A 26988-nucleotide genomic window follows, 5' to 3' on the forward strand; every position below is an offset into this window, starting at 1 on the left:
ACATCAAAAGCAAAAGCGTAACGACCACTCTTTCAGTTGAATCGCTACGCTTTTCTCAAATTTACTTTTTAGCTATCTGTTTATTTTAGAAAGTCCACCAGCAGGGCAGGAGAGAGGTAATTATAATTGGACAGTCCGCAACCGTCGGCAATCTTATAGTCTTTCGGGTCATGCCCTAGGCGACGGATCAATTTCATAATCTCGACAATACCATCTTCGGCAGCTACCTGCTTCTTTCCCGTAGCCTGCGCCCCCAAGCGACAAAGAAATGCTTCCGCATTGAGATTATCACTCTCTTTCATCAACTGGTTCAGCACTTTCTGCACGGAAGTATTCCAGCAAGCCATCCGTTCTACAGTCACACTATCGCGAGGCAATTCGGCAAAACCATACGACTGGGGAGTCGTGATTCCTTTCCCACGAAGACGCTCCAGGAAAGTATGCATAAAAAAACGGGGAGAGTCGTAGATGTTTACATCGTCCTTTCTGATCGAAGTGACATTGCCCGAAACGAGGAGATTATTGCCATTCGTCAGCCAGTCTCTCGTGAAAGAGAATCTTCCGGCAGAAGAGGTACGTGTTTTCGTCTGATTCGTCACTGTATAATAGGAGGATACAGGTTGGCAGGAAACACTCGCGGTATCTCCCTGCACCGTAGAAGGAACGACAGAAACCTGTACAGTCCCCTTGCAAAACATCAGTGGAGACAAATAGGGCTGATAGCCCGCAGGGGTATCGTCCCATGCCCATCCACTACCCCAATAAAGAGAGTCTTTCATCGAAACATCGCCGTACACCTGTCCGTTAATCACCGAAAAAGGGAAAGTGATTACCTCTTCTATCAATGAATCCATCGACTGGCTGTTAAATTCAGGATCGAATCCGCCTACCACATACAGGTTGCCTTGCAAAGTATCATGTTCTATCACGCCATCGTGCCATACTTCCGTGCGGAAAGGTTCGGCAGCTTCGGGGCGGGAGAGTGCGGTAATAGCCGTCAGCAGCTTCATGGTAGAGGCAGGACGGGAAAGTTTCTCCGCACGATAGTTATAAAGTGATTTCTTAGCCGTCAGATCGTAGACGGATATGCCGACCTCGGATGCTTCGGGGAGCATCTTCTTGATAAGCGAATCTATCCGGGAGAAATTTTGTTGTCCCCAAAGTGGCAACAAACAAACTGAAAGGGTGACCAACAAAAGACTTTTTTTCATACAATACAGTTTATGACATCAACAAATGTACAATGACACATCACCATACAAACTATTGCCAATAAGGCCGGAGTGATTATATATTTTCTCATCATATATTTGATTTTATCAGTAAGATACCCGCATCAATGAACGATCGCAGATATCAGAATCCGTTTATAACACTTCCCGGAAAATCTCTCCTACCGTAGGATGCGGGAAAACAATCTTTTTCCATTGCGCTGCCGTCAATCCGAGTTCAATGGCAGTGCCCGCAAGAGTGATAATCTCCGAAGCCGGATTGCCCAACACATGGGCTCCAATCACCCGTTGCTGTTCATCCAACAATACTTTGCAGACTCCGTTGACGCCCTCATTCTCCGCCACAAAACGGCCGGAGTAAGCCATCGGAAGTTTGATAACCTGATAATTGATTCCTTTCGTTGAGGCCGACTCCTCCGTTTCACCCACTCCAGCAATCTCCGGATTGGTATAGACTACGCCCGGAATAGCCCGATAACTCATGGCATCTTCCTTTCCCAAGATGGAATGTACGGCAACTTCCGCTTCACGAACAGCCGTATGGGCGAGCAAAGAGAATCCTGTCAGGTCACCACAAACATACACGTCCGGCACAGAAGTCTGCATCTTTTCATTAACTCTGATAGCACCACGCTCCGTCTGCTCCAAATTCAGGTTTTCGAGCCCGAAACCTTTCGTCACCGGGCGACGGCCGACACTCATCAACAGCTTCTCTGCAATGACACTGCCGTTTCCCTCCGCGTTCTCATAAGAAACAACAGCCCCTTCTTCCGTTTGCGACAAGCCGACCACTTTCGTACTAAGCAGGAATTTAATACCTCGTTTTGCATATTCCGCACGGAGCAAAGCGGAAAGCTCCTTATCCATTCCACCCAGGATTTCGTCCATCATCTCAACCACCGTCACCTGTACTCCCAAACTATTGAAGAACGACGCAAACTCCATACCGATTACCCCGCCACCAACAATAGCCAAAGAAGCCGGCAATTCTTTACTGTCCAAAGCATCCCTGTGCGTCCAGTAGTTCACCGCGTCCACTCCCGGAATAGGAGGAATAAAGGTTTCCGAACCCGTACATAATATCAGATTCTCTCCTTCGTAAGTCTCTTCCCCGCAGCGAACCGTATTTTTATCAATGATCTGCGCTTCTCCTGATACAATTGTAACATTGTTGGCAGTCAGCTTCGCTTTCACTCCCAGCACCAGTTTACGCACTACCTTACTTTTACGCGCTATTATCTTAGGCAAATCGAAAGAGACTTCCGGGATATTGACTGCATACTTTGATGCATGTTTTGCACTGTCATAAGTCTTTGCCGAATACAACAATGTTTTCGTAGGAATACAGCCTTCGTTCAGACAGACGCCACCCAGACTATTCTTTTCGATAAGCAATACGCTCAAACCACCTTTACCGGCAGCTTCGGCAGCCGTATATCCCGCAGGACCACCACCGATGATAATCACTTGATATTTCATAGTATATAATCAGTTACTCTTTTATCTTCTTTTCAAACATTCTCTTTTCGAGTAGTTCTGCAAATTCCTGTTCCTTGACAGGCATCACCGAAACAAACTTTCCTTTTCCGTATTCTATCAGGATATAATCCGTCACCGAGAAACGGCCGAATTTCATGGAATGGTATTTCCTGACTGCAGTAATTTCGGAAAGCGGGATGATCTTCTTGCGAATAAAACGACCACGTGAGACTTCCAGATCACCATTTGTTGTCAATGTATAAGTAGTGTGTATAATTTGTTCGATCACTACAATCAGCATCAACATAAACAGTACTGCCACCAAGATATACTTACACCACAATGCGCCGACGGCATTCACAGTAAGCACCACCAACAGGAAATATTGGTACCAGGCGATGCGCGCATGAAATATTCGATTCATTTTGTCAGATTTTTGCCTGCAAGGTAGCAATTTTATGAATTAGTGACAACGAAAAGTACAACGAAGTAACTTATTTTGTAGCTTTGCGGTGAGAAATAACAAGATTATGGTAAGAAAATTCGATTTCCTCGTTATCGGTTCCGGAATTGCCGGTATGAGTTTTGCGCTGAAAGTGGCGCACAAAGGTAAAGTTGCTCTTATCTGTAAAAGTGGGCTGGAAGAAGCCAATACGTACTTCGCCCAGGGAGGTGTAGCCTCCGTCACCAACCTTCTGGTGGATAATTTCGACAAGCACATTGAAGACACAATGATTGCCGGCGACTGGATCAGTAACCGTGCCGCAGTAGAAAAGGTAGTGCGCGAAGCTCCCGCACAAATTGAAGAACTGATTAAGTGGGGAGTGGATTTTGACAAAAACGAGAAAGGCGAATTTGACTTGCACCGCGAAGGCGGACACTCGGAGTTCCGTATTCTTCACCATAAAGACAATACAGGAGCAGAAATTCAAGACAGCCTGATTAAAGCCGTACAACGCCATCCGAATATCACGGTCATCGAAAACCAGTTTGCCATTGAAATCCTGACACAGCATCACCTGGGAGTGACTGTAACCCGCCAGACACCGGACATCAAATGTTATGGTGCTTATATCCTCGATCCGAAAACGGGAAAAGTAGATACCTATCTTGCTAAAGTGACGCTAATGGCTACCGGTGGAGTAGGAGCCGTTTATAAAACAACCACTAACCCGCTAGTCGCTACCGGAGACGGTATCGCCATGGTTTACCGTGCCAAAGGTACGGTGAAGGATATGGAGTTTGTACAATTCCACCCTACCGCCCTGTATCATCCGGGAGACCGCCCTTCTTTCCTGATAACGGAAGCAATGCGTGGTTACGGAGGCGTACTGCGCACCATGGACGGAAAAGAGTTCATGCAGAAATATGATCCCCGTCTTTCGCTCGCTCCCCGTGACATCGTGGCACGCGCCATCGACAACGAGATGAAAAACCGTGGAGACGACCATGTATATCTGGACGTCACCCACAAAGATCCCGAAGAAACAAAGAAACACTTCCCCAATATCTACGAGAAATGTCTTAGCCTGGGCATCGACATCACTAAAGATTATATCCCGGTAGCCCCGGCCGCCCACTATCTCTGCGGAGGTATTCTTGTCGACCTGGACGGACAATCTTCCATCGAACGCCTTTATGCCGTGGGAGAATGTTCGTGCACCGGATTGCATGGTGGAAACCGTCTGGCTTCCAACTCATTGATAGAAGCAGTGGTATATGCCGACGCTGCCGCCAAGCACAGTCTGCAAGCGGTTGATCAGTATTCTTATAATGAAGATATTCCCGAATGGAATGACGAAGGAACCCGCTCTCCGGAAGAAATGGTGCTCATTACGCAAAGTATGAAGGAAGTGAATCAAATTATGAGTACATACGTAGGCATCGTCCGCAGTGACCTCCGTCTGAAACGTGCCTGGGACAGACTCGATATTATCTACGAAGAGACTGAAAGCCTGTTCAAACGTAGCGTAGCGTCCAGAGAAATCTGCGAATTGCGTAATATGGTGAATGTGGGTTATCTGATTATGCGCCAAGCAATGGAGCGTAAGGAAAGCCGCGGATTACATTATACGATAGATTATCCACACGTGAAGAAATGATTATGAAAACATTGATTCGGACCTTTATTCTTTTCTTCTGCATAACGGGACTAGCTTCCTGCTATGCAGGTATTCCACTGAAAAGCGGAAAATCAGAAAATAACCAGACTTATGAAGTCAGTTATCTGTTCGAGCACGACGGAGTGAAAGTATACCGTTTTCTCGATCTGGGAAACTATGTGTATTTCACGACCCGGGGAGATGTAACCAGTATCAAGAATGATTCAACAAGAAAAAGGACAATTACTATTTATAAAGACAGTATACCAAACCGATAACGAAAAGAGGCTGTCTAACAATTTTTTTTTAACGGCTTCACCTCTATCAAACAAACTCTGACAGATTATATACGATAGATTATCCATACGTGAAGAAATAGGATTTACAGTATCATTTTTATTAAAAAGAAAAAACAAGAGGCTTCCTCAAATTATATTTTTGAGTTTGGCCTCTTATTTTTTTATCTTTATATGTTTCTTTTGCACTCCTCAAAGAAACTATACTATACACTTATGAGAATATAATACACTTCAACGAAGTGCACATCCATCTATAAATCAAGCTTTTAAATAGTACAGCATATAAATACGAATATCCCTGCCTCTTCTAAAATCATTCCCCAATATCATCCTCTTAAAAACATGTTCTTGAGCATGTGTACACTTCTTTGAGAATATAGTAAACGCTTTCCTGTCTCTCATCTCATACTTTTGTTCACAGAAATAATCACTAATCGAAATATTATGGATATAGCTAAAAGATGTGAGCAGAACCCCCTACTGGCTCCAAAAGATTTAAAAGCGGGAATCAACGGAATGGAAATTACATGTTTGTTAAATCCCGGAGTTTTCAAATATCAAGGCAAAATTTGGTTACTTTTGCGCGTCGCAGAAAGACCTATACAGAAAGAAGGAATTATCAGTTTTCCTATATATAATGAAAAAGGAAAAATAGAAGTGGTTTCGTTTCTAAAGAATGATCCCGATTTGGATGCTTCAGACCCACGCGTTATCGGTTACAAAGGAAAGAATTATCTGACCACGATGTCTTACTTACGATTGGTTTCAAGTACCGACGGTATTCACTTCAAAGATGAACCGGAATTTCCACCTATTTTCGGAAAAGGAGAGCTGGAAGCATTCGGTATTGAGGATTGCCGTGTTGCAACAACCGAAGATGGTTTTTACCTTACTTTCACAGAAGTATCGTCGGTAGCTGTAGGGGTTGGACTGATTCACACCAATGATTGGAAAAACTATACACGGCATGGAATGATATTCCCACCGCATAATAAAGATTGTGCATTATTCGAACAGAAGATAGGCGACAAGTATTTCGCTCTTCATCGCCCGAGCAGTCCCGAACTTGGCGGCAATTATATATGGTTGGCAGAATCGCCCGACCGCTTGCATTGGGGAAACCACAAATGTGTGGCAACCACTCGTGACGGAATGTGGGATTGCGCACGTGTAGGGGCAGGGGCAGCTCCAATAAAGACAGAAGAAGGCTGGCTGGAGATTTATCATGGAGCCGATTTTAATCACCGTTATTGCTTGGGGGCTTTATTACTCGATTTAAATGACCCGTCGAAAGTCATTGCAAGAAGCGAAGAACCTATCATGGAACCTATCGCCGCTTATGAGCAAACAGGTTTCTTCGGAAATGTAGTTTTCACTAATGGGCATTTGGTGGACGGCGATACGATAACCATGTATTATGGAGCAAGCGATGAAGTGATTTGTAAGGCAGAGCTTTCCATTTCAGAGATATTAAACGTATTAAAACAGACACAAGAGAAGTAATGAATAAACTGAAAAAAGAATATCTGTTCTTTAAGCAACAGGAACCTAACATGAGAACACTGTTGGTTACCAATATGCTTTATGCATTGGTACTACCGATAGTAGAAATCTTTGTGGGAGCCTATATCATGAGAAACACGAGTGACCCCCTGATGGTTGCTTTTTATCAGCTGGCAATGTATATAGGCATCATTACTACCTCTCTTGTTAACGGCTATCTGCTAAAGAAATACAGTGTGAAGACACTTTATTCGGTAGGAATCCTGGTAAGTGGCATTTCCATGTTCGGTATGATGACCATCAAGTCACTTGGCTTCATCGAACTTGGTCTGGCCGGCTTTTTAATGGGAGCAGCTTCTGGTTTCTTTTGGACCAACCGATACCTGCTGGCTCTCTATAATACCAACGACAACAGCCGTAACTATTTCTTCGGACTAGAGTCTTTCTTCTTTTCTATTACTTCCATCGGTGTTCCTTTAATTATAGGCGCATTTATCAGCCAGATAGATGGAAAAGAAGTTTTCGGATTCCTCTTCAATATCAATACCTCTTACTGTGTAGTTACGATGGCAGCAGTAGTCATTACCGTTATCGCCTGCATGACACTGTGGAAAGGTAAATTCGAGAACCCTAAAGAAACGAACTTCCTCTATTTCCGCTTCAACATACTTTGGAAAAAGATGCTGTGGCTAGCCGCATTGAAAGGAATGGTTCAAGGTTTTTTAGTAACGGCACCGGCTATATTAGTATTGAAGCTGGTAGGAGATGAAGGAGCGTTAGGATTGATTCAGGGAGTTAGCGGAGCATTGACCGCTGTCCTGGTGTATGTATTAGGACGTATGGCCCGCCCGCAAGACCGTTTGAAAATATTTGTAGGAGGACTAATCGTATTCTTTGCCGGTACACTATTCAACGGTATTCTCTTCTCTGCTACGGGAGTGATCCTTTTCGTCCTTTGCAAAGTGATATTCCAGCCTTTGTTCGACCTGGCTTACTTCCCCATTATGATGAGAACAATTGATGCAGTTGCAAAGATTGAGAATAGAAACGAATATGCATATATCCTAAGTCATGAGTTCGGCCTTTTCCTTGGAAGAGCTTTCGGTTTACTACTGTTTATCTTCCTTGCTTATTGTGTATCGCAGGATTTTGCATTGAAATATGCGCTGGTGATTGTTGCCGGATTACAATTAGCGGCATATCCTTTAGCTAAGAATATTACTAATCAAACTGATACTATTGAACATGAAAATGACAAGTAAAGGTGTTTTTGTACTTATGACCGTTTGTTTCCTGGCATCTTGCTCGGGCAACGGAAATAACTTTGGTGAAAAGGTAAAACAGGTTTCCATCCATAGGGTAGACTCTATGCCTGATATGCCTGAAACTTATAAAATGCTGGACTGGAAGCAAAAAGCCCAAAAGTATGACCAGTTTATCTTTGACTGGAATAATAAAAGCGAAGTCGGACCATTAATCTGGTTAGATGACACCCGCAGAAATATGGACCAGACTACATTTGGCTTATATACTGCCATTAAAGATATTCGTCAGGGAAAGAATGCCAATAATGGAGAGTTCCATGAAAGTCTGAATTCATTGGCAGCTATTCTTGGTGCCGGCCTTGTAGGGATTGACAAGACGAATCAAGACGGATATAACTATGTAAAAATGGTGCAGAATTATTTCAATTCTGATAACGGCTGGAATATAGTCATGAACAATACGACTCCGTCAGTAGCCCTTTTAGGAGGAGGCTATGGTCGTGACTGGTGGTATGATGTATTACCCAATGCCTTATATTATGCGATATGCGATGTTTTCCCCAATGTAGACGGGGCAGAGAAGATACAAAAAAGTATTGCGGAGCAGTTTGTTAAAGCAGATTCCGTATTGAATGGAAATTACGACTATTCTTATTTTGACTATGCACAAATGAAAGGAATGGTGAATAATATTCCATTGCAACAAGACGCTGCCGGTGGTCATGCTTATGTATTGTTGTGTGCTTATCATAAGTTTGGCGATCCACGTTATCTGCAACATAGTAAGAGTGCTATCGAAGCCCTGCTTGCCCAAAAAGAAAGTCGTTTTTACGAGGCTCTTTTACCACTCGGAGTTTATACGGCAGCCTATTTGAATGCAGTAGAGGGAGCCAACTATGATGTAGCCAAACTTCTTGATTGGGTATTTGACGGATGTAAAAGCCCTGCAGGAAGAACCGGTTGGGGAATTATTGTAGGAAAATGGGGTGATTATGATGTAAGTGGTCTGCAAGGAAGTATCACAGACGGCGGAGGATATGCATTCCTCATGAACAGTATCAAACCTGCCTGGCCTTTCATTCCGATGGTGAAATATCAGCCTCAATATGCAAAAGCTATCGGCAAGTGGATGTTGAACAATGCAAGTGCATGTCGTTTGTTCTATCCGGGGGAAATAGATGAAACACATCAATGGGCTCCGGAATTGAAGGACATTACTTATGATAATGTTTCTTATGAAGGTTTACGAAAAACGGATGACTATGGAAAAGCATCATTAAAAGGAGTTAGTCCGGTTGCAATCGGCGATGGTCCCAAATGGATAAAAGGTAATCCGACGGAAAGCATGTTCAGTGTTTACAGCTCTTCTCCTGTTGGTATTTTGGGGGCCATTGTTTGTCAAACGAATGTGGAGGGTATTCTCCGACTGGATTGCAATGTCACAGACTTCTATACAGAGAAACCTTATCCGGTCTATCTCTATTATAACCCTCATAAAGAGACCAAAACCATTACTTATCAAGCTACCCAACCATGCGATTTGTTTGATATTGTTGCCAAAGAATATATAGCAAAAAATATAAAGACAAATGGCTCCGTTGAGATCCCGGCCAACGACGCAAGAGTAATTGTGGAACTTCCCGCCGGAACAGAATTAGAACTGAAAAATGGTAAGATTATTGCGAATAAACAAAATATCATTTCATATAATTAAATCTAAGTGTATAAACTATGAGTAAGCATTTATTATTATTCATTCTTATTCTTGCTGTTTGCACAAATGTCTTTGCACAGCAAACCAAGAGTATTTCGGGTGTGGTATACGACAGTAATACCGGAGAGGCTTTAATTGGAGTTTCTGTTCTTGAAGTAGGAACGACCAATGGTACTATCACTGATTTTGACGGTAGATATACATTAAAAGTATCGTCAAATAAAGTTTCATTCTCGTATGTAGGTTTTAAAACTGAAATTGTAAACGTAACAAATAGCGGAACGTACAATGTAAATCTAGTGTCCGATAATAAATTGGATGAGGTTGTAGTTATTGGTTACGGTACTCAAAGAAAGAGTGACCTTACCGGTGCTTTGGCTTCTATAAGTAGTAAGGATATTAAGAACTATGCAGTGTCCAATGCATCCGAACTACTAACAGGTAAGGCAGCCGGCGTATTTGTTGCCGCCAGTTCCGGCCAGCCGGGATCGGATGCAGTGATCCGCGTGAGAGGTTTAGGGACCGTCAATGACAACAATCCATTGTACGTGGTTGATGGACAGTTCATGGATAACATCAGCAGCCTGAATCCATCTGATATTGAACGTATGGAAGTATTAAAAGATGCTTCAGCCTGCGCTATCTATGGTTCGAGAGGTTCTAATGGAGTAATCCTCATTACTACCAAGGGAGGGGTGAAAGGTGAAACGACTGTAACATTGGATGCTTATGTAGGTGTAAAAAACAGTTATAAAGCATTGAACATGATGAACAGCGACCAATACTACAACTTCATCATGAAAGCGTATGAAAACGATGCAAGCTTTCAAAACTCAATGAAGGATAAGTTTACCAATCAGTATCAGAAAGGTTATAATACCAACTGGTGGAATGAAGTAACCCGTACAGCTTTCAACCAGAACTATAATCTAAGCATCCGTAAGGGGACAGATAATTCGAGATCTTCTTTAAGTTTAGGATATGTAGACGATCAGGGTGCAATCATCACTACTGAATTCAAGAGACTTTCACTTAAAGCGAATCTTGAATATGATATCAACAAATTTATCACTGTTGGCGCCAATGTCAATCTGGCAAAGATAAGAAAACGTGACGCAGGAGCAATTCCTTCATTCGATTTCATTCAAAAAGCTGATCCTTTTACCCCTGTTATCAGCCCGTTGGTAGATCCGTCTTCTGAAAATTACGAATATAACAAATATGCGCCTACCGAATGGTCTTACGACCCTAATCCGGTAGCCATGCTCGAACTTCCTAATAGATACAATGACATATTCAATGTATTTGGTAATGTGTTTGCCCAAATCAAATTGTATAAAGGATTGAGCTATCGGGTACAGTATAGTTTCGAAAGATACCATGATACTTTCAAAGACTTCCGTCCTGTCTATTCGTCTACTTTTTCGGAAGATAACTTAGCGAATCAGGAAAGTAAATATAATAAAGAAACTCAATTGAATAATAATAGCGCTGTTACTTCTAATTATCAGGTGGAACAACGCCTTAATTACAACACGATAATAGGCAGACATAAACTGGATGCAATGGTTGCCATGACTTATGAGAAGAACAGCAGCGAAGGCATTAATGCATTTAAGAGAAAGGCTTTAGGTAACGATGAAATCTATCAGATACTTGATGCACAAACAGCTGGAGATAACACCTCGGGAGGTAAAGAAACATCTTCTATGTTGTCGTACCTGGGACGTATCAACTATGTATATGATGATAGATACCTTGCTACGGTCAATTTCCGTGCCGACGGTTCTTCAAGATTTGCCAAACGTAACCGTTGGGGCTATTTCCCATCAGTCTCATTAGGTTGGAGAGTGAGCAATGAAGAATTCTTCAAAAACCTGAACATTGAAAATACAATTTCCAATTTAAAACTGCGTGTAGGTTGGGGACAGAATGGTAACCAACGAATCGACAGAGACGCACCTCTTACGTTGATTGGTACCAATAATGAAAATCAATGGTACTTTGGAAACGGGTACTCACAAGGTTACGTTCCGACTTATGTGGGAAATGCAGATATTAAATGGGAAACCAGCCAACAAACCAATGTCGGTTTAGATATGTCTTTCTTTAAAAACAGCCTTGATGTTAGCATGGACTTTTATGTAAAGAAAACAAGTGACATGTTGCTCAATATGCCTATTCCTTCTTTTGGCGCCTTCCCTAACAGCCCCTTCTTTAATGCGGGAGACTTGAAGAATACCGGTTTTGAAATAGTAGTCAACTACCGTAACCAGATAGGAAAAGACTTTAATTACAATGTAGGGCTGAACATGTCTACTTATAAGACAGAGGTAACCAAACTTACATCGGAATATTTGAGTGGAAATACTAGCCGTACGTATGTAGGAGGTCCTATCGGACGTTTCTGGGGGTACAAACAAATAGGAATATTCCAGAATCAGGAAGAGATAGACAATTATGTGGATAAGAATGGTACCAAGATTCAGCCTAATGCACAACCGGGTGATTTTAAGTTTGCCAAATTAGGAGAATCAGGCGAATTGAACGATGATGATGACCGTACTTTTATCGGTGATCCTAATCCGGACCTCATTTATGGTTTCAACTTAGGATTTAGTTATAAGAACTTTGACGTAAGTATGGCATTCCAGGGAACTATTGGAAATGACATCTGGAACGTTGCTAAAGGAAGCCTTGCTTCAGCAGGACGCCAGAATGCGTTGGCGGATGCTTACACAAAAGCATGGACAAAAGACGGGGATTTGGATGCTGTATATCCACGCATAACCAACTCTGACTCTAACAATAATATGAGAGGTTCTTCTTTCTATGTGGAGAACGGTTCTTACCTGCGTTTGCAGAATATGCAAATAGGTTATACACTGCCGAGTCACATTTGCCAGAAGAGCAAACTGTTTTCAAGTTGTAGATTCTATGTGAGCGGTCAGAATATATTTACTTTAACCGGTTATTCCGGACTTGATCCGGAACTGGGTATCAATAACCCATTGGATATGGGAGTGGATACTACACGTTATCCGTCTTCACGTACATTCACTTTTGGAGTTAATTTGCAATTTTAAATCTAGCTAAAAAGACATTACATTATGAGAAAAATATTATTTATAATATGCTGGGCTCTTGCCGGAGTGGGGTTGTATAGCTGCTCTCTCGACGAACCAAGTTATGGTAAAACCACAAGCGATAATTATTATCAGAAGGAAAGCGATATTGAACAAGCCTTGACTGGAGCTTATCTTCAATTACGTACAACTTGGAATGAATATGCATTAAATCATTATTTTGTAGGTGATTGCAGCACTGATGATGCTCTAAAAGGAGGAGGAAATGACGGTGACCGTGCCGAAGTACGCGACTTGTCCGACTTTACGATCTACACAACCAATGGTGAAATAGGACGTCGTTGGGAGATTCTGTACAGATTAATCAATCGCTGTAACGATGTGATTTATTATGCTCCTGATGCAATAGGAAACGAAGAACTATTGAAACGTTATGCAAACGAGGCTAAAGCATTGAGAGCATTCGGGTACTATTGTCTGGTCACTACATTCGGAGAAGTGCCTCTAATCACTACGCCGATGCAACCCGCTGAAATACTGCAAATACCCCGCTCCCCATTGGAGAAGGTATATGAATGTATTGTGAATGATTTAACCGATGCCTCCGCACTTCCTGCAAAAGGAGATTACTCTGAAGATGATGCTTATCGTGCAACACGTGGCTTTGCTAAAACAATGCTTGCTAAAACATACATGTTCAAAGGTGATTTTACCTCTGCCGAAACGGTACTTCATGATATTATTGAAGTGGACAAAGACTATACATTGTTGAGTGATTACGGCATGAACTGGCGCACTGAATATGAAAACAGTTCGGAATCAGTATTTGAGATTGCCAACAAAGTATATGATAAAAACATTGCCACAGGTACCAATGTTCCCCACTTCTTCACAAGCAGACGCATCTCCGGTTATCAGGGATATGGATTTCATGTACCGACCCAAGACCTCTATGATGCCTTTGATGCAGATGACCCGCGTATTACTTATGTATTCACACAAACTGGTGACAGATATAAAGGTGATACTGAAGCGCAAGACAACGCTGAATCTCCAAGCGGTTATCATGATTACAAGATGACTGTGCCAGCAGTAGAAAAAACTGGTTTCGACGTCTGGATGATTAGTTACAACATTCGTTTGATCCGTTATTCCGATGTTCTCTTGATGTATGCCGAAGTATTAAACGAAAACGGAAAACCGGGGCTTGCACTTCCTTACCTGAATGATGTAAGAGAAAGAGCCCGAAAAACTAATCCGATAGATCCGAGAAGAGATCAACAGGCGTATATCCCTGCTACAACAACTAATACACTGCCCGACATAACAGAAACCGACCAAGAGCGTCTGAAAGAAATCATCTGGAAGGAACGCCGTTGTGAATTAGCGATGGAAGGATGGAGACGGGATGATCTGATGAGACAAAAACGTTTCGGAACCGTTATGCGTGCTTATGCAACCAAATATAATACATCGAAAGGTGCCAATTTTAGGGACGACAGAGATTATCTGTTTCCGATACCGCAAGGTGAAAGGGATAAGAGCAACAATATTCTTTCCCAAAATCCGGGTTTTTAATATGAATAAAATGAGGGGGCGGATTATAAAATCCGCCCTTTTTTAACAACCAACTGACCATGAAAAAGACATTATTATTTCTCGTAGCAGGTTTTTTCTTTCTCAACAACCTGCCGGCACAAAAGCCGATAGAACAAAAAGAGATCCGTTTAGTACAGTATATGCCCAATATACCTTTCCCCTATAAAATGAAAAACTGGAAAGATATAGCCACGAAACAGGACAGACTATTTTACGATTTCAACGCCAAAGGACAGAACTTACCTCTTATCTGGTGGGACGATTCGCAAATAAACTTTCCATTCCGTACTTTCGGACTTCCAAGCTACGTAGATAAAAGACGGTTAGGAGGAAATTCTTATGAATCTCTTCCCACTATGGGCTCACTCATTAGTGCAAGTCTGATAGGAGTAGACAAAAGCAATGATGACGGAAAAGATTATGTATCAATGATACGACAATTCTTCAACAAGAAGAACGGAACCAATCTTATATTGAACGGCCTCGACAGGAAAGCCGGAGAAAGTTTCTGGTACGAGATATGGCCGGCAATGGCTTATTCGATGCTGGTAGATTTATATCCTCAAAAAACAGAGATGCAGGAGCCGATGAAGATCACTGTTGACAATTGGTATGCTGCTATCCAGGACTTGAGTGAAGGTAGAGAATATCCGGACTTCAACTTCACCGCCTTCAACTTTAAGAACCGTAAAGGGTATTATAATAAAGTATGGCGTGAACCGGATGCAGCCGCAGGACTTGCTTGGTTGCAATACATCTCCTGGATTAAATACGGAGATAAAAAATATCTGAATGCTACACGCCAATGCATGACATTCTTGCAGAACCGTCCCGAAAAAGAAGGAACTTTCTATGAGATAATGATGCCCTATGGGGCTTATCTGGCAGTGCGCATGAATGCGGAACTTGGAACTGCTTATGATGAGCTGAAAATGTTGAACTGGTGCTTCGACGGTAATAATTCAGACCGTGACGGATGGGGAGTGATGTGTGAGCGTTGGAACAAATACGACGTACACGGATTGGTAGGACAAAAAAAGGATGAACAATATGCTTTTGCCATGAACACCTTTTCACAAGCTGCCGCACTTGTCCCAATTGTAAAATACAACCCGGCTTATGCTTCCACAATAGGCAAGTGGATGTTGAACTTGGCAAACGCCTGCCGTTTATTTTATGCAGATGAGCACCCCCGCAACCGTCAGTCGAGTTCTATCTGGGAAGGTGATCCTCAACACGTCATTTGCTATGAAGGATTGAGGAAGGATTTGTATCATGGCAATCACTTTGAACCGTTCCAGGGATTATTGTCCGATGAGGGTCCCTATGCTATTGGGGATCAAGTAAAAACCATGTCTTCAGCTACAGATATTTGTTTGTATGGTTCGGCTTGGGTGGGTATGCTAGCCTCTATTGTAGATACTACTAATGTGGAATGTATTCTTCAACTGGATTGTAATGCCACAGATTTTTATTCCACAAGAAAATATCCTACTTACCTTTTATTCAATCCTTACTTTGAAGCCAAAGAGGTAACCTTGAATCAACACTTTACGGAACCTACGGACTTGTACGATCTGGTATCCAAAAAATACATAAAGAAAAATTGTACCGGCGAAACAAGCATTATCCTGAACCCGGACAATGCCGTAACTATTGTTTGTATTCCTGCTTCCGCTAAAAAAACAAAGAAACATGGTAAATTGATTGTTGACGGTGAAATCGTAGATTATCGTTTGTAATTTTGACTATTCCACAATTGTATAAGTCCTCCGTTACCGATGAAAATATGCGCGGAATAAAATAAATTCCTTATATTTGCTATTATCCTAACCGTATAAATAACATTCATTTACATGAGAAACATCTTATACGCACAATTATTTTTTATTCTGATTATTGCATTTGTCACTTCCACAAAGTCTTATGCTTTTAATGTGGCAAAACACATATCAAATGTTAACGGACTGACAAATAATTCAGTAAACTGTATTTTGGAAGATGCAGAACATACAATCTGGATTGGGACATGGGATGGACTGAATGCATATAATGGAAGAGAAATTACGACATTCAGATATAGCAAAAACAATCCGAATTCTATAAGTAATAACGTTATCCGCCAGATTATCGAATGTAAGGGCAGTTTATGGATAGCAACAGATAATGGAATCAATCGGTTAGATAAACGAACCCGTCAGATAACAAGGTATTATTTAAGAACAGATAATAAAGTACCCAATCAGGAAAAGTCTTTTATTTTAGGAAAGAGTGCGGCAGGAGATATTATCTGCCTCATAAAGGGGCTGGGATTCTTTGTCTACAATGATTCTGAAGATGAGTTTAATCCGATTAACACAGACTTTGCAAGTCATATAAAGGATTATTCCGTGAGTGATTCCGATCGTATGCTTTTCCTTTTAAATAATGGAAATACCGTGCATCTGACTTACAATCTACTCGTTAACGGAGGAAAACAGAGTGATTTACGCACAGTCGACATACAGACGCCTGTAGATAAGATATTTCTGTCGAAAGATAGATTTATCTTAAACAAAGACAACAAACTTTTCCTTTTAAATCCCGACTTTACAATTTCCCAATACATTGAGCTGGATAGTAGCAAACCTGTATCGCAGGTTATTTTAGCAGAGAACAAGATGTACGTCAGCTTTATAGAAGGGGGATGTATTCATTATGATTTAAAAAAGAATACTTTTACCTACCTGAACGAACTATCCAGTCAGTTATCAGTCTTCACTCTTTATTCCGGTAGTCAGAACATATTGTGGATAGGAACGGACGGACAAGGATTAATTCAACTTTATCATTACGACTCTTTATTTGAAACCGTTCACACCAGTCACCCTGTGAGATGTTTTTGTGAAGATGAAGATGGTAATATTCTGATAGGAACAAAAGGAAGCGGAATAAAACTGTTAAATCCTGCAACGAAGGAATTGACAGATTATCTGAATGAGAGTAAAGGATTGATTTCCAATTCTGTCTATGCCTTGAGAAGAAATAAAGCGAATGACATTTTTATCGGAACGGAAGGAACCGGAATCAATATATTGAATGCTGCTACAGGGCGACTGGAAAAGCTTGAGATACCTGATAAATATCCGCCTTTCAAGGCTGTGTACAACATTTATTTTACGAACAATGATTCTCTTTTATGGGTGGGAACATCAGGATATGGTTTAATCAAAATAAATATTTCCAGAGAGCAAGGTCGTTATCACGTTAAAGGATTCAGGCAATATAATTCGTCGGATAAAAATATCTCATTGAATAACGATGTTGTTTATGCCATTACATCCGATCCGGAAGACAATATGTTATGGTTTGGTACACGTGGCGGAGGCTTGAACTGTATCAATATGAAAGATAACAGCATAAAATCATTGGAGGATATGGACAGTCGGATTTTACTCACCAATAATGATGTATTGTGCTTACTGCGTGATGATACCGGTATATGGATAGGAACAAGTTATGGACTGAACGAATTGAAAAAGGAGGAGAATGATTTTCACCTGATACAATATGCCGACGAGAAATTGAATAATAAAACGATTCATGGAATATTAAAAGACCACGAAGGAAAGATATGGATCAGTACCAACCAGGGATTGTCTAGCCTGAATGTAAAAAACAATAAAATAGATAATTATACCTTGAATGACGGATTGCAGAATGATGAATTCTCTGATGGAGCTTTCTTCAAGGATCATCGTGACTTCTTGTACTTTGGAGGAGTAAGCGGGTTTAGTTATTTCAATCCTCGAAATATACATTTGCGCGAGTTTAATCCTCCACTTATATTAAGTAGTTTGAAGATATATAATACGGTACAGGACATTAATGAACGTATCAGAAAAGGAGTGTTGAAACTTAGCTATGAAGAAAGATTCATGACTTTCAATTTCATAGCCAAAGACTTTATTAATAATGAAAACTGTGAATATGCTTATCGCTTGAAGAACCATTCGGATGATTGGGTGGAAATGGGTAATAATCCGAATATTATCTTTACCCAACTTCCTCCGGGTGAGTACCAGCTTGAAGTGAAGAGCACAAATGGCGACAAAGTATGGGGAGATAACATTTATCGCTTAACTATAAAAGTAGGTTATCCGTGGTGGCTTAGCGTTCCTGCATTGATTATCTATGCCATATTGTGCATTATTATCTTCTACATCACAAAGTCTGTTATCAAAAATCGCATACGGTTAAGCCGCCAGGTTCTTATAGCCCAGGTAGAGAAACGGCATGAACAGAAGATTTATGAATCCCGGCTCAATTTCTTCACCAATGTGGCACATGAATTCTTTACCCCCCTAACTTTGATTTATACACCTGCACAGCACTTGTTGGAACAGGACGGGTTAGATGGTAGTACAAAGAAATATCTCCAAATAATAAAGAATAATGCCGAAAGGATGCAGAAGCTGATTAGTGAGTTGATGGAGTTTCGTAAAACTAAATCGAGCAATATGGATTTGCATCCTGAAAATGTGAACGTAAAATCATTGATGGAATATGCTTCCAACAATTATGTGGATATCCTGAAAGAGAATAAAATAGACTTCAAGGTAGAGACTCATGATACGTCAGAGATCTATTCCGACCGCAATGCTTTGGAAAAAATTATATTCAATTTACTGTCGAACGCTTTCAAATATACTCCTCGTTATGGATATATTCATGTTGAGATATCACAAAATGAGCCTGATAAAACCTTATACTTGCTCGTAAGAAATTCCGGTAAGGGATTAACAGAACAACAGATGGCAGAGATATTTGATAAGTATAAGATATTTGATACTCCTAAATTGGGTAACTCTGTCAGCAATGGCATAGGTTTAAATCTAACAAAGAGTCTGGTTGAATTATTAGGCGGGCAGATAAGTGTAAATAGTGAACTGGGAAAAAGTGTTGAATTTTCAGTCGTGATTCCTTCTTTGCCATCCGATCATTCACTTGTTGTAACGGATGAAAAAGATTCGTTGCAGAAAGAAAAGAACGGGCAGGATCACTTATCCCCTCGCAAAGATACTGTCATACTGATAGTGGAAGATGAAAAGAATATCAGAGACCTGCTGAAAGATGTCCTCTTTGATTATGTGATACACGAAGCAAAAGACGGCGTAGAGGCTTTGAAAGAGATAGAACATAATCATCCTGATATTATTATAAGTGATATTGTCATGCCCAACATGGACGGCTTGAGCTTGATTAATAAATTGAAATCCGATTTGAAAACAAGTTATATTCCAATCATAGGAATATCGGCAAAGGCTTCTGTAGAAGACCAGATTAATACCTTTAACCATGGTGCGGATGCTTATATCGTCAAACCATTTCACCCGAGGCAGGTGATATCCACCATAGAGAATCTGCTGTCGAGACAAATGCTTTTAAAGGACTATTTCAATTCCAGCATGTCTTCTGTGAAAGTAAAAGACGGGATTGTTCTTCATCCGGAAGACGAAGAGTTAATACAGAATGTAACAGACTTCATAAAGAATAATATAGATGATGAGTTATTAAGCCCTTCTTCTATTGCCGAATTTGTAGGAGTGAGCAAAGCTACCTTATATCGGAAGTTCAAAGAAATAATAGATAAGACTCCGAGTGAATTTGTACGAGGCATCAGACTGGAATATGCAGCCAAGTTATTAAGGACAACCAAGTTGACCGTATCCGAGATTATGTTCAAATGTGGATTCTCTAATAAATCTTATTTCTATCGGGAGTTTTTAAAGCAATACGGTGTATCTCCCAAGGATTACCGGAATCAATAGATAAATCCTGCCAATCTGTCATTCAGATAGCAATTTGTATTTCTCGTTACCAAAAAATGCCGCTTGTAGATTACTGCAAGCGGCATTTTCTTTATCTAAATCATCCGAGATTTATCTATCCATCCGTAGATTAATAGTTTTCCTTCTTCACCTCGAAATAAGCCTGTGGATGCAGACATGCCGGACAAACTTCGGGAGCTTCCTTACCGATTTCAATGTAACCGCAGTTACGGCATTGCCATACCACTTCGCCTTCTTTAGCGAATACAGTCATATTTTCGATATTGTTCAGGAAGGCAAGATATCTTTCTTCGTGACCTTTTTCTGCGATGGAGATATTGCGGTACATAGCAGCAATCATCGGGAAACCTTCCTGTTCTGCCACATCAGCAAAGTGAGGATAATCCAGTGACCATTCTTCATGTTCACCCGCTGCGGCAGCGCGAAGATTTTCAAGTGTATTACCAATTACACCGGCCGGATAGCTGGCAGTGATTTCTACCATACCGCCTTCGAGGAACTTAAACATACGTTTTGCATGTTCTTTTTCCTGATCGGCAGTTTCAGTGAAAATAGCTGCAATTTGTTCGTAGCCTTCTTTTTTAGCCACACTTGCGAAATAAGTGTAACGCATTCTTGCCTGTGATTCTCCTGCGAATGAAGTCAACAGATTTTTCTCTGTTTGAGTTCCTTTAATACTCTTAGCCATAATTCTATATATATTTTAAATTGGTTGATTACCAAACGTAACTTGTCGTACTATTTATAACGCAAATATAAACGATTTGTTCACAATAAACCACCTTTTCTTAATGAATAAAAACTATCACCTCATTGATGAAATCTATCAACAGACAAATAGTATGTTCAAAAACATACTTATTTCGATTATTTTATCTAATTTTGCAACCTCTACTTTGCAAAAAAGTACAGAGTACACGTATAATAACATCTAAAAATGAAGCTATTTGAATTTAAACCCAAACTGGTTTCTTGTCTAAAGAATTATTCGAAAGAAACGTTTATGGCGGACCTGATGGCCGGCATCATCGTAGGTATCGTAGCGCTTCCACTGGCTATCGCTTTCGGTATCGCTTCGGGAGTTTCGCCCGAAAAAGGTATTATCACCGCTATCATTGCGGGATTCATCATTTCCCTGTTGGGAGGCAGCAAAGTCCAGATCGGCGGTCCTACGGGAGCATTTATCGTCATTATCTATGGCATCATACAACAATACGGCGAGGCCGGACTGATTGTAGCCACGCTAATGGCGGGCGTACTCCTTGTATTATTAGGAGTGTTCAAGCTGGGAGCTGTCATCAAATTCATTCCTTATCCTATCATCGTCGGATTTACCAGCGGTATCGCCGTCACTATTTTCACGACCCAGATTGCCGATATTTTCGGTTTATCTTTCGGAGACGAGAAAGTGCCGGGAGACTTCGTCGGGAAGTGGCTGATTTATTTCCGACACTTCGACACGATCAACTGGTGGAATACCATCGTTAGTATTGTCAGCATTATTATTATCGCCATCACTCCGAAGTTCTCAAAGAAAATTCCCGGCTCGCTGATTGCCATCATCGTAGTCACGGTAGCCGTTTACCTGATGAAAACTTTCGGAGGGATCGACTGCATCCAGACAATCGGCGACCGCTTCACCATCAAATCGGAGTTGCCCGATGCCGTTGTGCCTGCGTTGGATTGGGAAGCTATCAGGGAACTGTTTCCGGTGGCTATCACCATTGCCGTATTGGGAGCTATCGAGTCGCTGCTGTCTGCCACGGTAGCCGACGGTGTGATAGGCGACCGCCACGATTCCAATACAGAACTGATTGCACAGGGAGCTGCCAATATCATAGCTCCTCTGTTCGGAGGTATTCCTGCCACCGGAGCCATCGCCCGTACCATGACGAATATCAACAACGGGGGTAAGACACCGATAGCCGGAATCATCCATGCAGTAGTATTGCTGTTGATTCTGCTCTTCCTGATGCCACTCGCACAATATATCCCGATGGCATGCCTTGCCGGAGTACTGGTCATCGTATCTTACAACATGAGCGGATGGCGTGTATTCAGAGCTTTACTGAAGAATCCGAAATCGGACGTTACCGTACTGCTTATCACGTTCTTCCTGACCGTTATCTTCGACCTGACCGTCGCTATCGAGGTAGGATTGGTGATTGCTTGCGTTCTCTTTATGAAACGTGTCATGGAGACTACCGAAATCTCGGTGATTACCGATGAGATTGACCCGAATAAAGAATCGGATATTACCGTACACGAAGAAAACCTGATGATTCCCAAAGGTATAGAGGTATACGAAATCAACGGCCCTTATTTCTTCGGCATCGCTACCAAGTTTGAAGAAACAATGACACAACTGGGAGACCGCCCGAAAGTACGTATCATCCGTATGCGCAAGGTTCCGTTCATCGACTCCACAGGTATTCATAACCTGACTGCTCTCTGCGAAATGTCGCAGAAAGAAAAGACTACCATTATTCTTTCGGGAGTCAACGAGAACGTGCATAATGTACTGGAAAAAGCCGGATTCTACGAGTTGCTGGGAAAAGAGAATATCTGCCCGAATATCAACGTAGCATTGGAAAGAGCGAAAAGTCTGGTAGAATAACGCTGTTTATCAGTTACTTGCAAGCTATATATACCGTGCGTATTGGACATATAGATCCAATGTGTACGGCATATATGACCTGCGTGTTGGATCTATATATCCAACACACAGCATCTATATCTCCTGCAAACAGGATATTATCATCATTTATTCTATCATGCTGACCTCTATTTGATACAGTCACAACCTCTTTTATTTCAGAACCATGTTCTTGTTTTCTTTATAATCAAGCGCACGATTCATAATCTTCAACTGTCCGAGAGTATTCTCTAATGAAGCATTTACAATAACCGGAGTTGCTTTAATATTCGGATTCACTATTGCCACATCATAAACCGACTGCTCCAATTCACCATTCAGATAGATTTTCAACATTCCATTCTTCTCACGGCATAAAGACACAATGCGCTCTTTATCATCATCAACAGCCTGTCCGGATACGACTTTCAACCCTTTTACCACGAATACAAGCCGCCCTTCCGCATCCAAATCCACCAAAATGTCTTTTCCCTGACGCAACAAGGAAACAGCGTTCTTATCGGTTTTCAAACAGAAAGACAGATTAAAATCCCCGCTGCCACTGACTCCTGTCAAAACAGGTATCTCCTGATTCTCGAAATAGAAAAAAGCGGTGCGCAATGCTTCCGTATTTCCTGCGTCATCTGTCACTCCCGAAATATTCAGGCGGTATTTATCATCTTCTCTCATTTCACGAGCCAATGTTAGTGTCACGACACGCCTGTCCGCTGAAAGCGAAGTAGCGGTTACCTCATTTCCCGAAACGGAAAATATTCCGTCTTTCAGTATCACAGGCTCATTAAGCTCGACCGTCAGGGAAGTCGGAGAGGTGGTCTTCACTATCCGCAGAGCAGGGGCTTCCTTATCAGGCACGGTACTGAATTTCCAAATCCGCACTTCACCCGGCTGCAAACTAAGGGAGATTTGTCCGCCATAATCAAACAAATGGTTCTCCGTGTCCTCTGCCTTCTGTTCATCCGTCCGGTACGCCCACACATAGGTACGATGCAATCCTTTCAATCCTTCAGGCATTCCGATAGTGCGGTCGAGCGGGAAGGTAAACTCTTTCACTTCATCGGACGGGTTGCGGACAGAAATAATCCCTTCCTGTCCCGACCATGCCGAATAGCCGTAAGGAGTTCCTTTTGCGGGAGTCTGTCCTATCAGTTTAGCATGTTTCAGAGTCTCATAGTTGTCGTTAATCCAGTGCAGTACATCGGCATTTATCACCCATTTCTGCCCCTCGTTCATCATGTTATAGCTATAATAAAGTTCCCAGAAAGCACTGCCGCGGGTAGCCATCATCATCAGGTAAGTGCGGAATTCATCATCATCCATCTTTCCGGCGAGATTGGCGGTATTGCCATAAATCGGGTCGTGGTTATAAAGATGCGCCAAAGGGAACTGGAACGCGCGTGTCTTCACAAAATCGAAATAACGGTCGTCCCTGTAAGACAAAAGTTGGTCAAGCTGTGACGGGCGTTTTACGTTCAACCGCCCGATGTCCTGCGAGTTCTGCATCCACACGGAGTTTCCCCATTGCAAGAACCACGGGCTGGGGTTGACATAACACGTCAGGTTAATCCACAAATCATTCCTTTTCGCCCCGCGCTGGTCGCGCATCGCCTGAAATATATCAATCCAACGTTCCCAATGCTCGGTGACATAACACATTCCCTGATAACCGCCGGAGATATAATTCCCCTGCGGGTCGGGTTGCGGCGGACGAACCAGAAAACCGTCCAGTTTCCAGTAATTCATGTCAAACCGTTGCTGGCAGTCCAGAAAAAACATTTTCAGTTTCTCGCAGTACACCTTATGGTTGGTGCAAATATCACTTGAGTTGCAGTTCAGTTTTCCATTCCCGTTTTCTTCCAGAAACCGCGCGAACTTGATATAATAATTATAACCTCCGCGGGGGCCCAGCCACAATCCGAAATTAGAGGACAAACGGTGTGACAAATCCGAAGGGGTGGACAGTTCGTTCGGGAATTTGCTGTTGAACGACCAGAATTTGGCCTTGTTCTCTTCCTGCCACGGACCGTAAGCATTCCAACCGTCGTCCACCACATAAGAGTCAATCGGACGAACTCCGTTCTGCGTCAGTCCGCGTTCCACTTCACGGAAAGAGTCGAGGATATTGTTCTCGTTGATGTCGAGCATAAAGTCATACCATGAATTGTACTGGATACGGAAGTCGACCGGAACGGAAATATCATGGATATAACTGAAAAAGTCCGTCTGAATGACATCCATATCCGTACTGCGGGTGGCACCGGTCACTTCTTTCCAGGTGGTAAACGTCCCGCTGTCCGCCAGACGGCCTTCCGAAGCAAGCATCTCAAAGCTCTTTCCCGAATAATAGCGGATACGTACTTTCCGATCACCCTCAATCTCCGTCTCCGAAGCCGGAAATTCAAGTCCGAAGAACATGCCCTGTATGTACACCGGTTGCCCCAAAGAGATGTAATATCCGCTGACACCGCCCACTCCCTGTTCCATCACCGGATGCGTCCAGACAGCATATCCTTCGGGAAGGCTCATCGGCTCGAAATCAATATAATCCAGACGCGCCAGATGGCGTTGCGAATCGGGGACGGTAATCTCCAGATATTTCCTCATATAGTGCTTCCCTTCCTCCAATGTAAGAACCATGTCCACCTGCCAGTCCACCTCCTGATGGCGGAAGCCCTTATAATGGAAAACCAGCTTCTTGCCGTTCTTCCCTTCATCCGTGACCTGTACTCTCTGCAAGAAAAGATCAGAAGAATGAATATCCGCAACGACCGAATCCGCACTCAACGTACGGATGATAAAATCCTCCGAAATGGTTTCGGGAATAATACGGGAAACTTCCTTCCCCATACGCTTATTTTCAATCATGCACGTGCGGACTTTATCATTCTTCACCAGAAACTTGCGAGCGAGGAATTCATTGCCAATCTCCACAGTATCTGCTATATGATTGACATAAATCTCTTCCTTTACAGCTGCCCTCATGGAAAACAAACATCCTCCAAACAACATCAACAGCAAATATATTCGTTTAATCATACTATTTTTATTCTTTCATTTATCAAACCTTTAAAAATAATCCGCGCTTATACATCACCCTCAACAGGAGAAAGACAATCAGATAATTGGCGAAGGTAAGCCATACGGAGTAATAACCACCCAGATATTGTTCGAGCCCGTAACTGACCGAAGCGGCAACGCAACGGAAATTCACAACTTCGCCCAGCAGATACGCCGTAATGGAATTCATGCCATACACTTTCAGCCAGTTCAATCCCCGGGTATATCCTTTATAATCAATCCAGTAATAGAACAATGCCATCAGCAGAAAGCAATAGCCGCCGGAAAGCAGGGTCATGCTGCCTGTCCAGATACGTTTGATAACAGGCATCTGCAAACTCCACAGTAACGCCAGGCCAACAAGAGCAAGTCCGACAACTAGCAACGTCTGCACCACCCTTTTCCGATTTGCCTTGCCCTCTTTCATTATCTTTCCGGCAAACGCTCCGAGCATGACGGTCACTCCGAATGTCAGGCTGCTCCACATCCATGTATAGTTGTAGGATGGCGAGAAGCTCCAGGTTCCGTCCTCATTCCAGAAAACACCGTCACGGAATCGCCCTAAAACGCATCTGTCCACTTGTTCCGCAAAGTTCCCCGCCGGTGTGAAATCCCCCAAAAACGTCATCGGAACCCAGTAGACGAGAAGGAGTAGCAACGTTATCCCTACCTGCCACTTGAACGGGAAGTGCAACTGAATGACCGCAGCAATAAGATAACCGACAGCAATAGACTGCAATGTATTGGAATACAAATAAAGATGCGTGGCGTCCAGACCGAGCAGGTTTCCCTGAACAATCATTCCGAAGATAAACAGGAGAAAAACACGCTTCAGGATTCTCCGATACACAGGCCAATAACTTCCCGTAGTCCCTATATACTTCGATAGTGAGAACGGCATGGAAGCTCCCGTCATAAAGAGGAAAAGCGGCATTACCAAATCCCAGAAACGGAATCCCTCCCAAACCTCATGGTCAAACTGATAAAGTATGCTATCGAGAAATGACATATTCATCTGCCGTGCCAATGCCACGAATACAGGTTGAAAAAAGACCAGGAGAAATAAATCGAAACCTCTTAGAATATCCAATGAGGCAAGACGGATGGAATTGTTTTCCGGTAATTTGTTTTTCATAAGTATAGCTTTTGTATAAACTTGATTATCGTT

The 26988-nt window shown here is 42.2% G+C and carries 15 protein-coding genes and 1 pseudogene; 10 read left to right on the forward strand and 6 right to left on the reverse strand.

All coding sequences use genetic code 11. The features are described from left to right. Positions 1–83 precede the first annotated feature (83 nt). The 3 genes and pseudogenes from dacB to KQP79_RS04975 all read right to left on the reverse strand — a co-directional run. Positions 84–1211: pseudogene (gene dacB / locus KQP79_RS04965) on the reverse strand (D-alanyl-D-alanine carboxypeptidase/D-alanyl-D-alanine-endopeptidase); the annotation flags it as partial. A gap of 156 nt (positions 1212–1367) precedes the next feature. Beyond that, on the reverse strand, positions 1368–2711 hold the full coding sequence (gene lpdA, locus KQP79_RS04970; RefSeq protein WP_004310134.1) for a dihydrolipoyl dehydrogenase: 1344 nt from the start codon (positions 2709–2711) through the stop codon (positions 1368–1370). Positions 2712–2724: 13 nt separating this feature from the next. Beyond that, entirely contained in the window at positions 2725–3135 is a 411-nt protein-coding gene (locus KQP79_RS04975) for a PH domain-containing protein (RefSeq protein ID WP_004302851.1), read from the reverse strand. Between the two features lie 106 nt (positions 3136–3241). Between KQP79_RS04975 and nadB the strand changes: the two genes are divergently transcribed. The 9 genes from nadB to KQP79_RS05020 all read left to right on the forward strand — a co-directional run bounded on the left by nadB (position 3242) and on the right by KQP79_RS05020 (position 20089). Further along, positions 3242–4813 carry an L-aspartate oxidase gene (gene nadB, locus KQP79_RS04980; RefSeq protein WP_008641519.1) on the forward strand — a complete coding sequence of 524 codons (1572 nt, stop codon included), beginning with the start codon at positions 3242–3244 and terminating at the stop codon, positions 4811–4813. A 2-nt stretch (positions 4814–4815) separates the two neighbouring features. Further along, a complete protein-coding gene (locus tag KQP79_RS04985; protein ID WP_004312856.1) occupies positions 4816–5091 on the forward strand; it encodes a DUF4884 domain-containing protein in 276 nt (91 codons plus the stop codon). A gap of 465 nt (positions 5092–5556) precedes the next feature. Beyond that, the gene (locus KQP79_RS04990; RefSeq protein ID WP_004298831.1) at positions 5557–6615 is read left to right on the forward strand and encodes a glycoside hydrolase family 130 protein; all 1059 of its coding nucleotides are present in this window, start codon (positions 5557–5559) and stop codon (positions 6613–6615) included. Continuing rightward, on the forward strand, positions 6615–7877 hold the full coding sequence (locus KQP79_RS04995; RefSeq protein ID WP_138343581.1) for an MFS transporter: 1263 nt from the start codon (positions 6615–6617) through the stop codon (positions 7875–7877). The genes KQP79_RS04990 and KQP79_RS04995 overlap by 1 nt, the downstream gene beginning before the upstream one ends. After that, positions 7861–9594 carry a hypothetical protein gene (locus KQP79_RS05000; RefSeq protein ID WP_118161566.1) on the forward strand — a complete coding sequence of 578 codons (1734 nt, stop codon included), beginning with the start codon at positions 7861–7863 and terminating at the stop codon, positions 9592–9594. Before KQP79_RS04995 ends, KQP79_RS05000 begins: the two co-directional genes overlap by 17 nt. Positions 9595–9611: 17 nt before the next feature. Next, a complete protein-coding gene (locus KQP79_RS05005) occupies positions 9612–12680 on the forward strand; it encodes a SusC/RagA family TonB-linked outer membrane protein (protein WP_055235612.1) in 3069 nt (1022 codons plus the stop codon). Positions 12681–12704: 24 nt separating this feature from the next. Further along, positions 12705–14258 carry a RagB/SusD family nutrient uptake outer membrane protein gene (locus KQP79_RS05010; protein WP_138343579.1) on the forward strand — a complete coding sequence of 518 codons (1554 nt, stop codon included), beginning with the start codon at positions 12705–12707 and terminating at the stop codon, positions 14256–14258. Between the two features lie 59 nt (positions 14259–14317). Then, positions 14318–16021 carry a hypothetical protein gene (locus tag KQP79_RS05015; protein ID WP_138343577.1) on the forward strand — a complete coding sequence of 568 codons (1704 nt, stop codon included), beginning with the start codon at positions 14318–14320 and terminating at the stop codon, positions 16019–16021. Positions 16022–16135: 114 nt separating this feature from the next. Next, on the forward strand, positions 16136–20089 hold the full coding sequence (locus tag KQP79_RS05020; RefSeq protein WP_138343574.1) for a hybrid sensor histidine kinase/response regulator transcription factor: 3954 nt from the start codon (positions 16136–16138) through the stop codon (positions 20087–20089). A gap of 130 nt (positions 20090–20219) precedes the next feature. Here the strand turns inward: KQP79_RS05020 and rbr are convergent, their stop codons facing one another. Further along, positions 20220–20798 carry a rubrerythrin gene (rbr, locus tag KQP79_RS05025; protein WP_004312048.1) on the reverse strand — a complete coding sequence of 193 codons (579 nt, stop codon included), beginning with the start codon at positions 20796–20798 and terminating at the stop codon, positions 20220–20222. Between the two features lie 249 nt (positions 20799–21047). Here rbr and KQP79_RS05030 point away from each other — a divergent pair, with 249 nt between their 5' ends. After that, complete coding sequence (locus tag KQP79_RS05030) at positions 21048–22727, forward strand: SulP family inorganic anion transporter (protein WP_004298804.1); 1680 nt, start codon at positions 21048–21050, stop codon at positions 22725–22727. Between the two features lie 192 nt (positions 22728–22919). Here KQP79_RS05030 and KQP79_RS05035 read toward each other — a convergent pair whose 3' ends face one another. Together KQP79_RS05035 and KQP79_RS05040 are read right to left on the reverse strand one after the other, a co-directional pair. Beyond that, the gene (locus KQP79_RS05035; protein ID WP_138343572.1) at positions 22920–25799 is read right to left on the reverse strand and encodes an alpha-N-acetylgalactosaminidase; all 2880 of its coding nucleotides are present in this window, start codon (positions 25797–25799) and stop codon (positions 22920–22922) included. A gap of 22 nt (positions 25800–25821) precedes the next feature. Continuing rightward, entirely contained in the window at positions 25822–26955 is a 1134-nt protein-coding gene (locus KQP79_RS05040; RefSeq protein WP_004312052.1) for an acyltransferase family protein, read from the reverse strand. Between the last annotated feature and the right edge of the window lie 33 nt (positions 26956–26988).

This window comes from Bacteroides sp. DH3716P, assembly GCF_025914115.1.
GTDB lineage: Bacteria > Bacteroidota > Bacteroidia > Bacteroidales > Bacteroidaceae > Bacteroides > Bacteroides ovatus.

Coding starts and splice junctions, on each gene's coding strand:
- lpdA (WP_004310134.1), bottom strand. CDS start 2,711: ATGAAATATCAAGTGATTATCATCGGTGGTGGTCCTGCGGGATATACG.
- KQP79_RS04975 (WP_004302851.1), bottom strand. CDS start 3,135: ATGAATCGAATATTTCATGCGCGCATCGCCTGGTACCAATATTTCCTG.
- nadB (WP_008641519.1), top strand. CDS start 3,242: ATGGTAAGAAAATTCGATTTCCTCGTTATCGGTTCCGGAATTGCCGGT.
- KQP79_RS04985 (WP_004312856.1), top strand. CDS start 4,816: ATGAAAACATTGATTCGGACCTTTATTCTTTTCTTCTGCATAACGGGA.
- KQP79_RS04990 (WP_004298831.1), top strand. CDS start 5,557: ATGGATATAGCTAAAAGATGTGAGCAGAACCCCCTACTGGCTCCAAAA.
- KQP79_RS04995 (WP_138343581.1), top strand. CDS start 6,615: ATGAATAAACTGAAAAAAGAATATCTGTTCTTTAAGCAACAGGAACCT.
- KQP79_RS05000 (WP_118161566.1), top strand. CDS start 7,861: ATGAAAATGACAAGTAAAGGTGTTTTTGTACTTATGACCGTTTGTTTC.
- KQP79_RS05005 (WP_055235612.1), top strand. CDS start 9,612: ATGAGTAAGCATTTATTATTATTCATTCTTATTCTTGCTGTTTGCACA.
- KQP79_RS05010 (WP_138343579.1), top strand. CDS start 12,705: ATGAGAAAAATATTATTTATAATATGCTGGGCTCTTGCCGGAGTGGGG.
- KQP79_RS05015 (WP_138343577.1), top strand. CDS start 14,318: ATGAAAAAGACATTATTATTTCTCGTAGCAGGTTTTTTCTTTCTCAAC.
- KQP79_RS05020 (WP_138343574.1), top strand. CDS start 16,136: ATGAGAAACATCTTATACGCACAATTATTTTTTATTCTGATTATTGCA.
- rbr (WP_004312048.1), bottom strand. CDS start 20,798: ATGGCTAAGAGTATTAAAGGAACTCAAACAGAGAAAAATCTGTTGACT.
- KQP79_RS05030 (WP_004298804.1), top strand. CDS start 21,048: ATGAAGCTATTTGAATTTAAACCCAAACTGGTTTCTTGTCTAAAGAAT.
- KQP79_RS05035 (WP_138343572.1), bottom strand. CDS start 25,799: ATGATTAAACGAATATATTTGCTGTTGATGTTGTTTGGAGGATGTTTG.
- KQP79_RS05040 (WP_004312052.1), bottom strand. CDS start 26,955: ATGAAAAACAAATTACCGGAAAACAATTCCATCCGTCTTGCCTCATTG.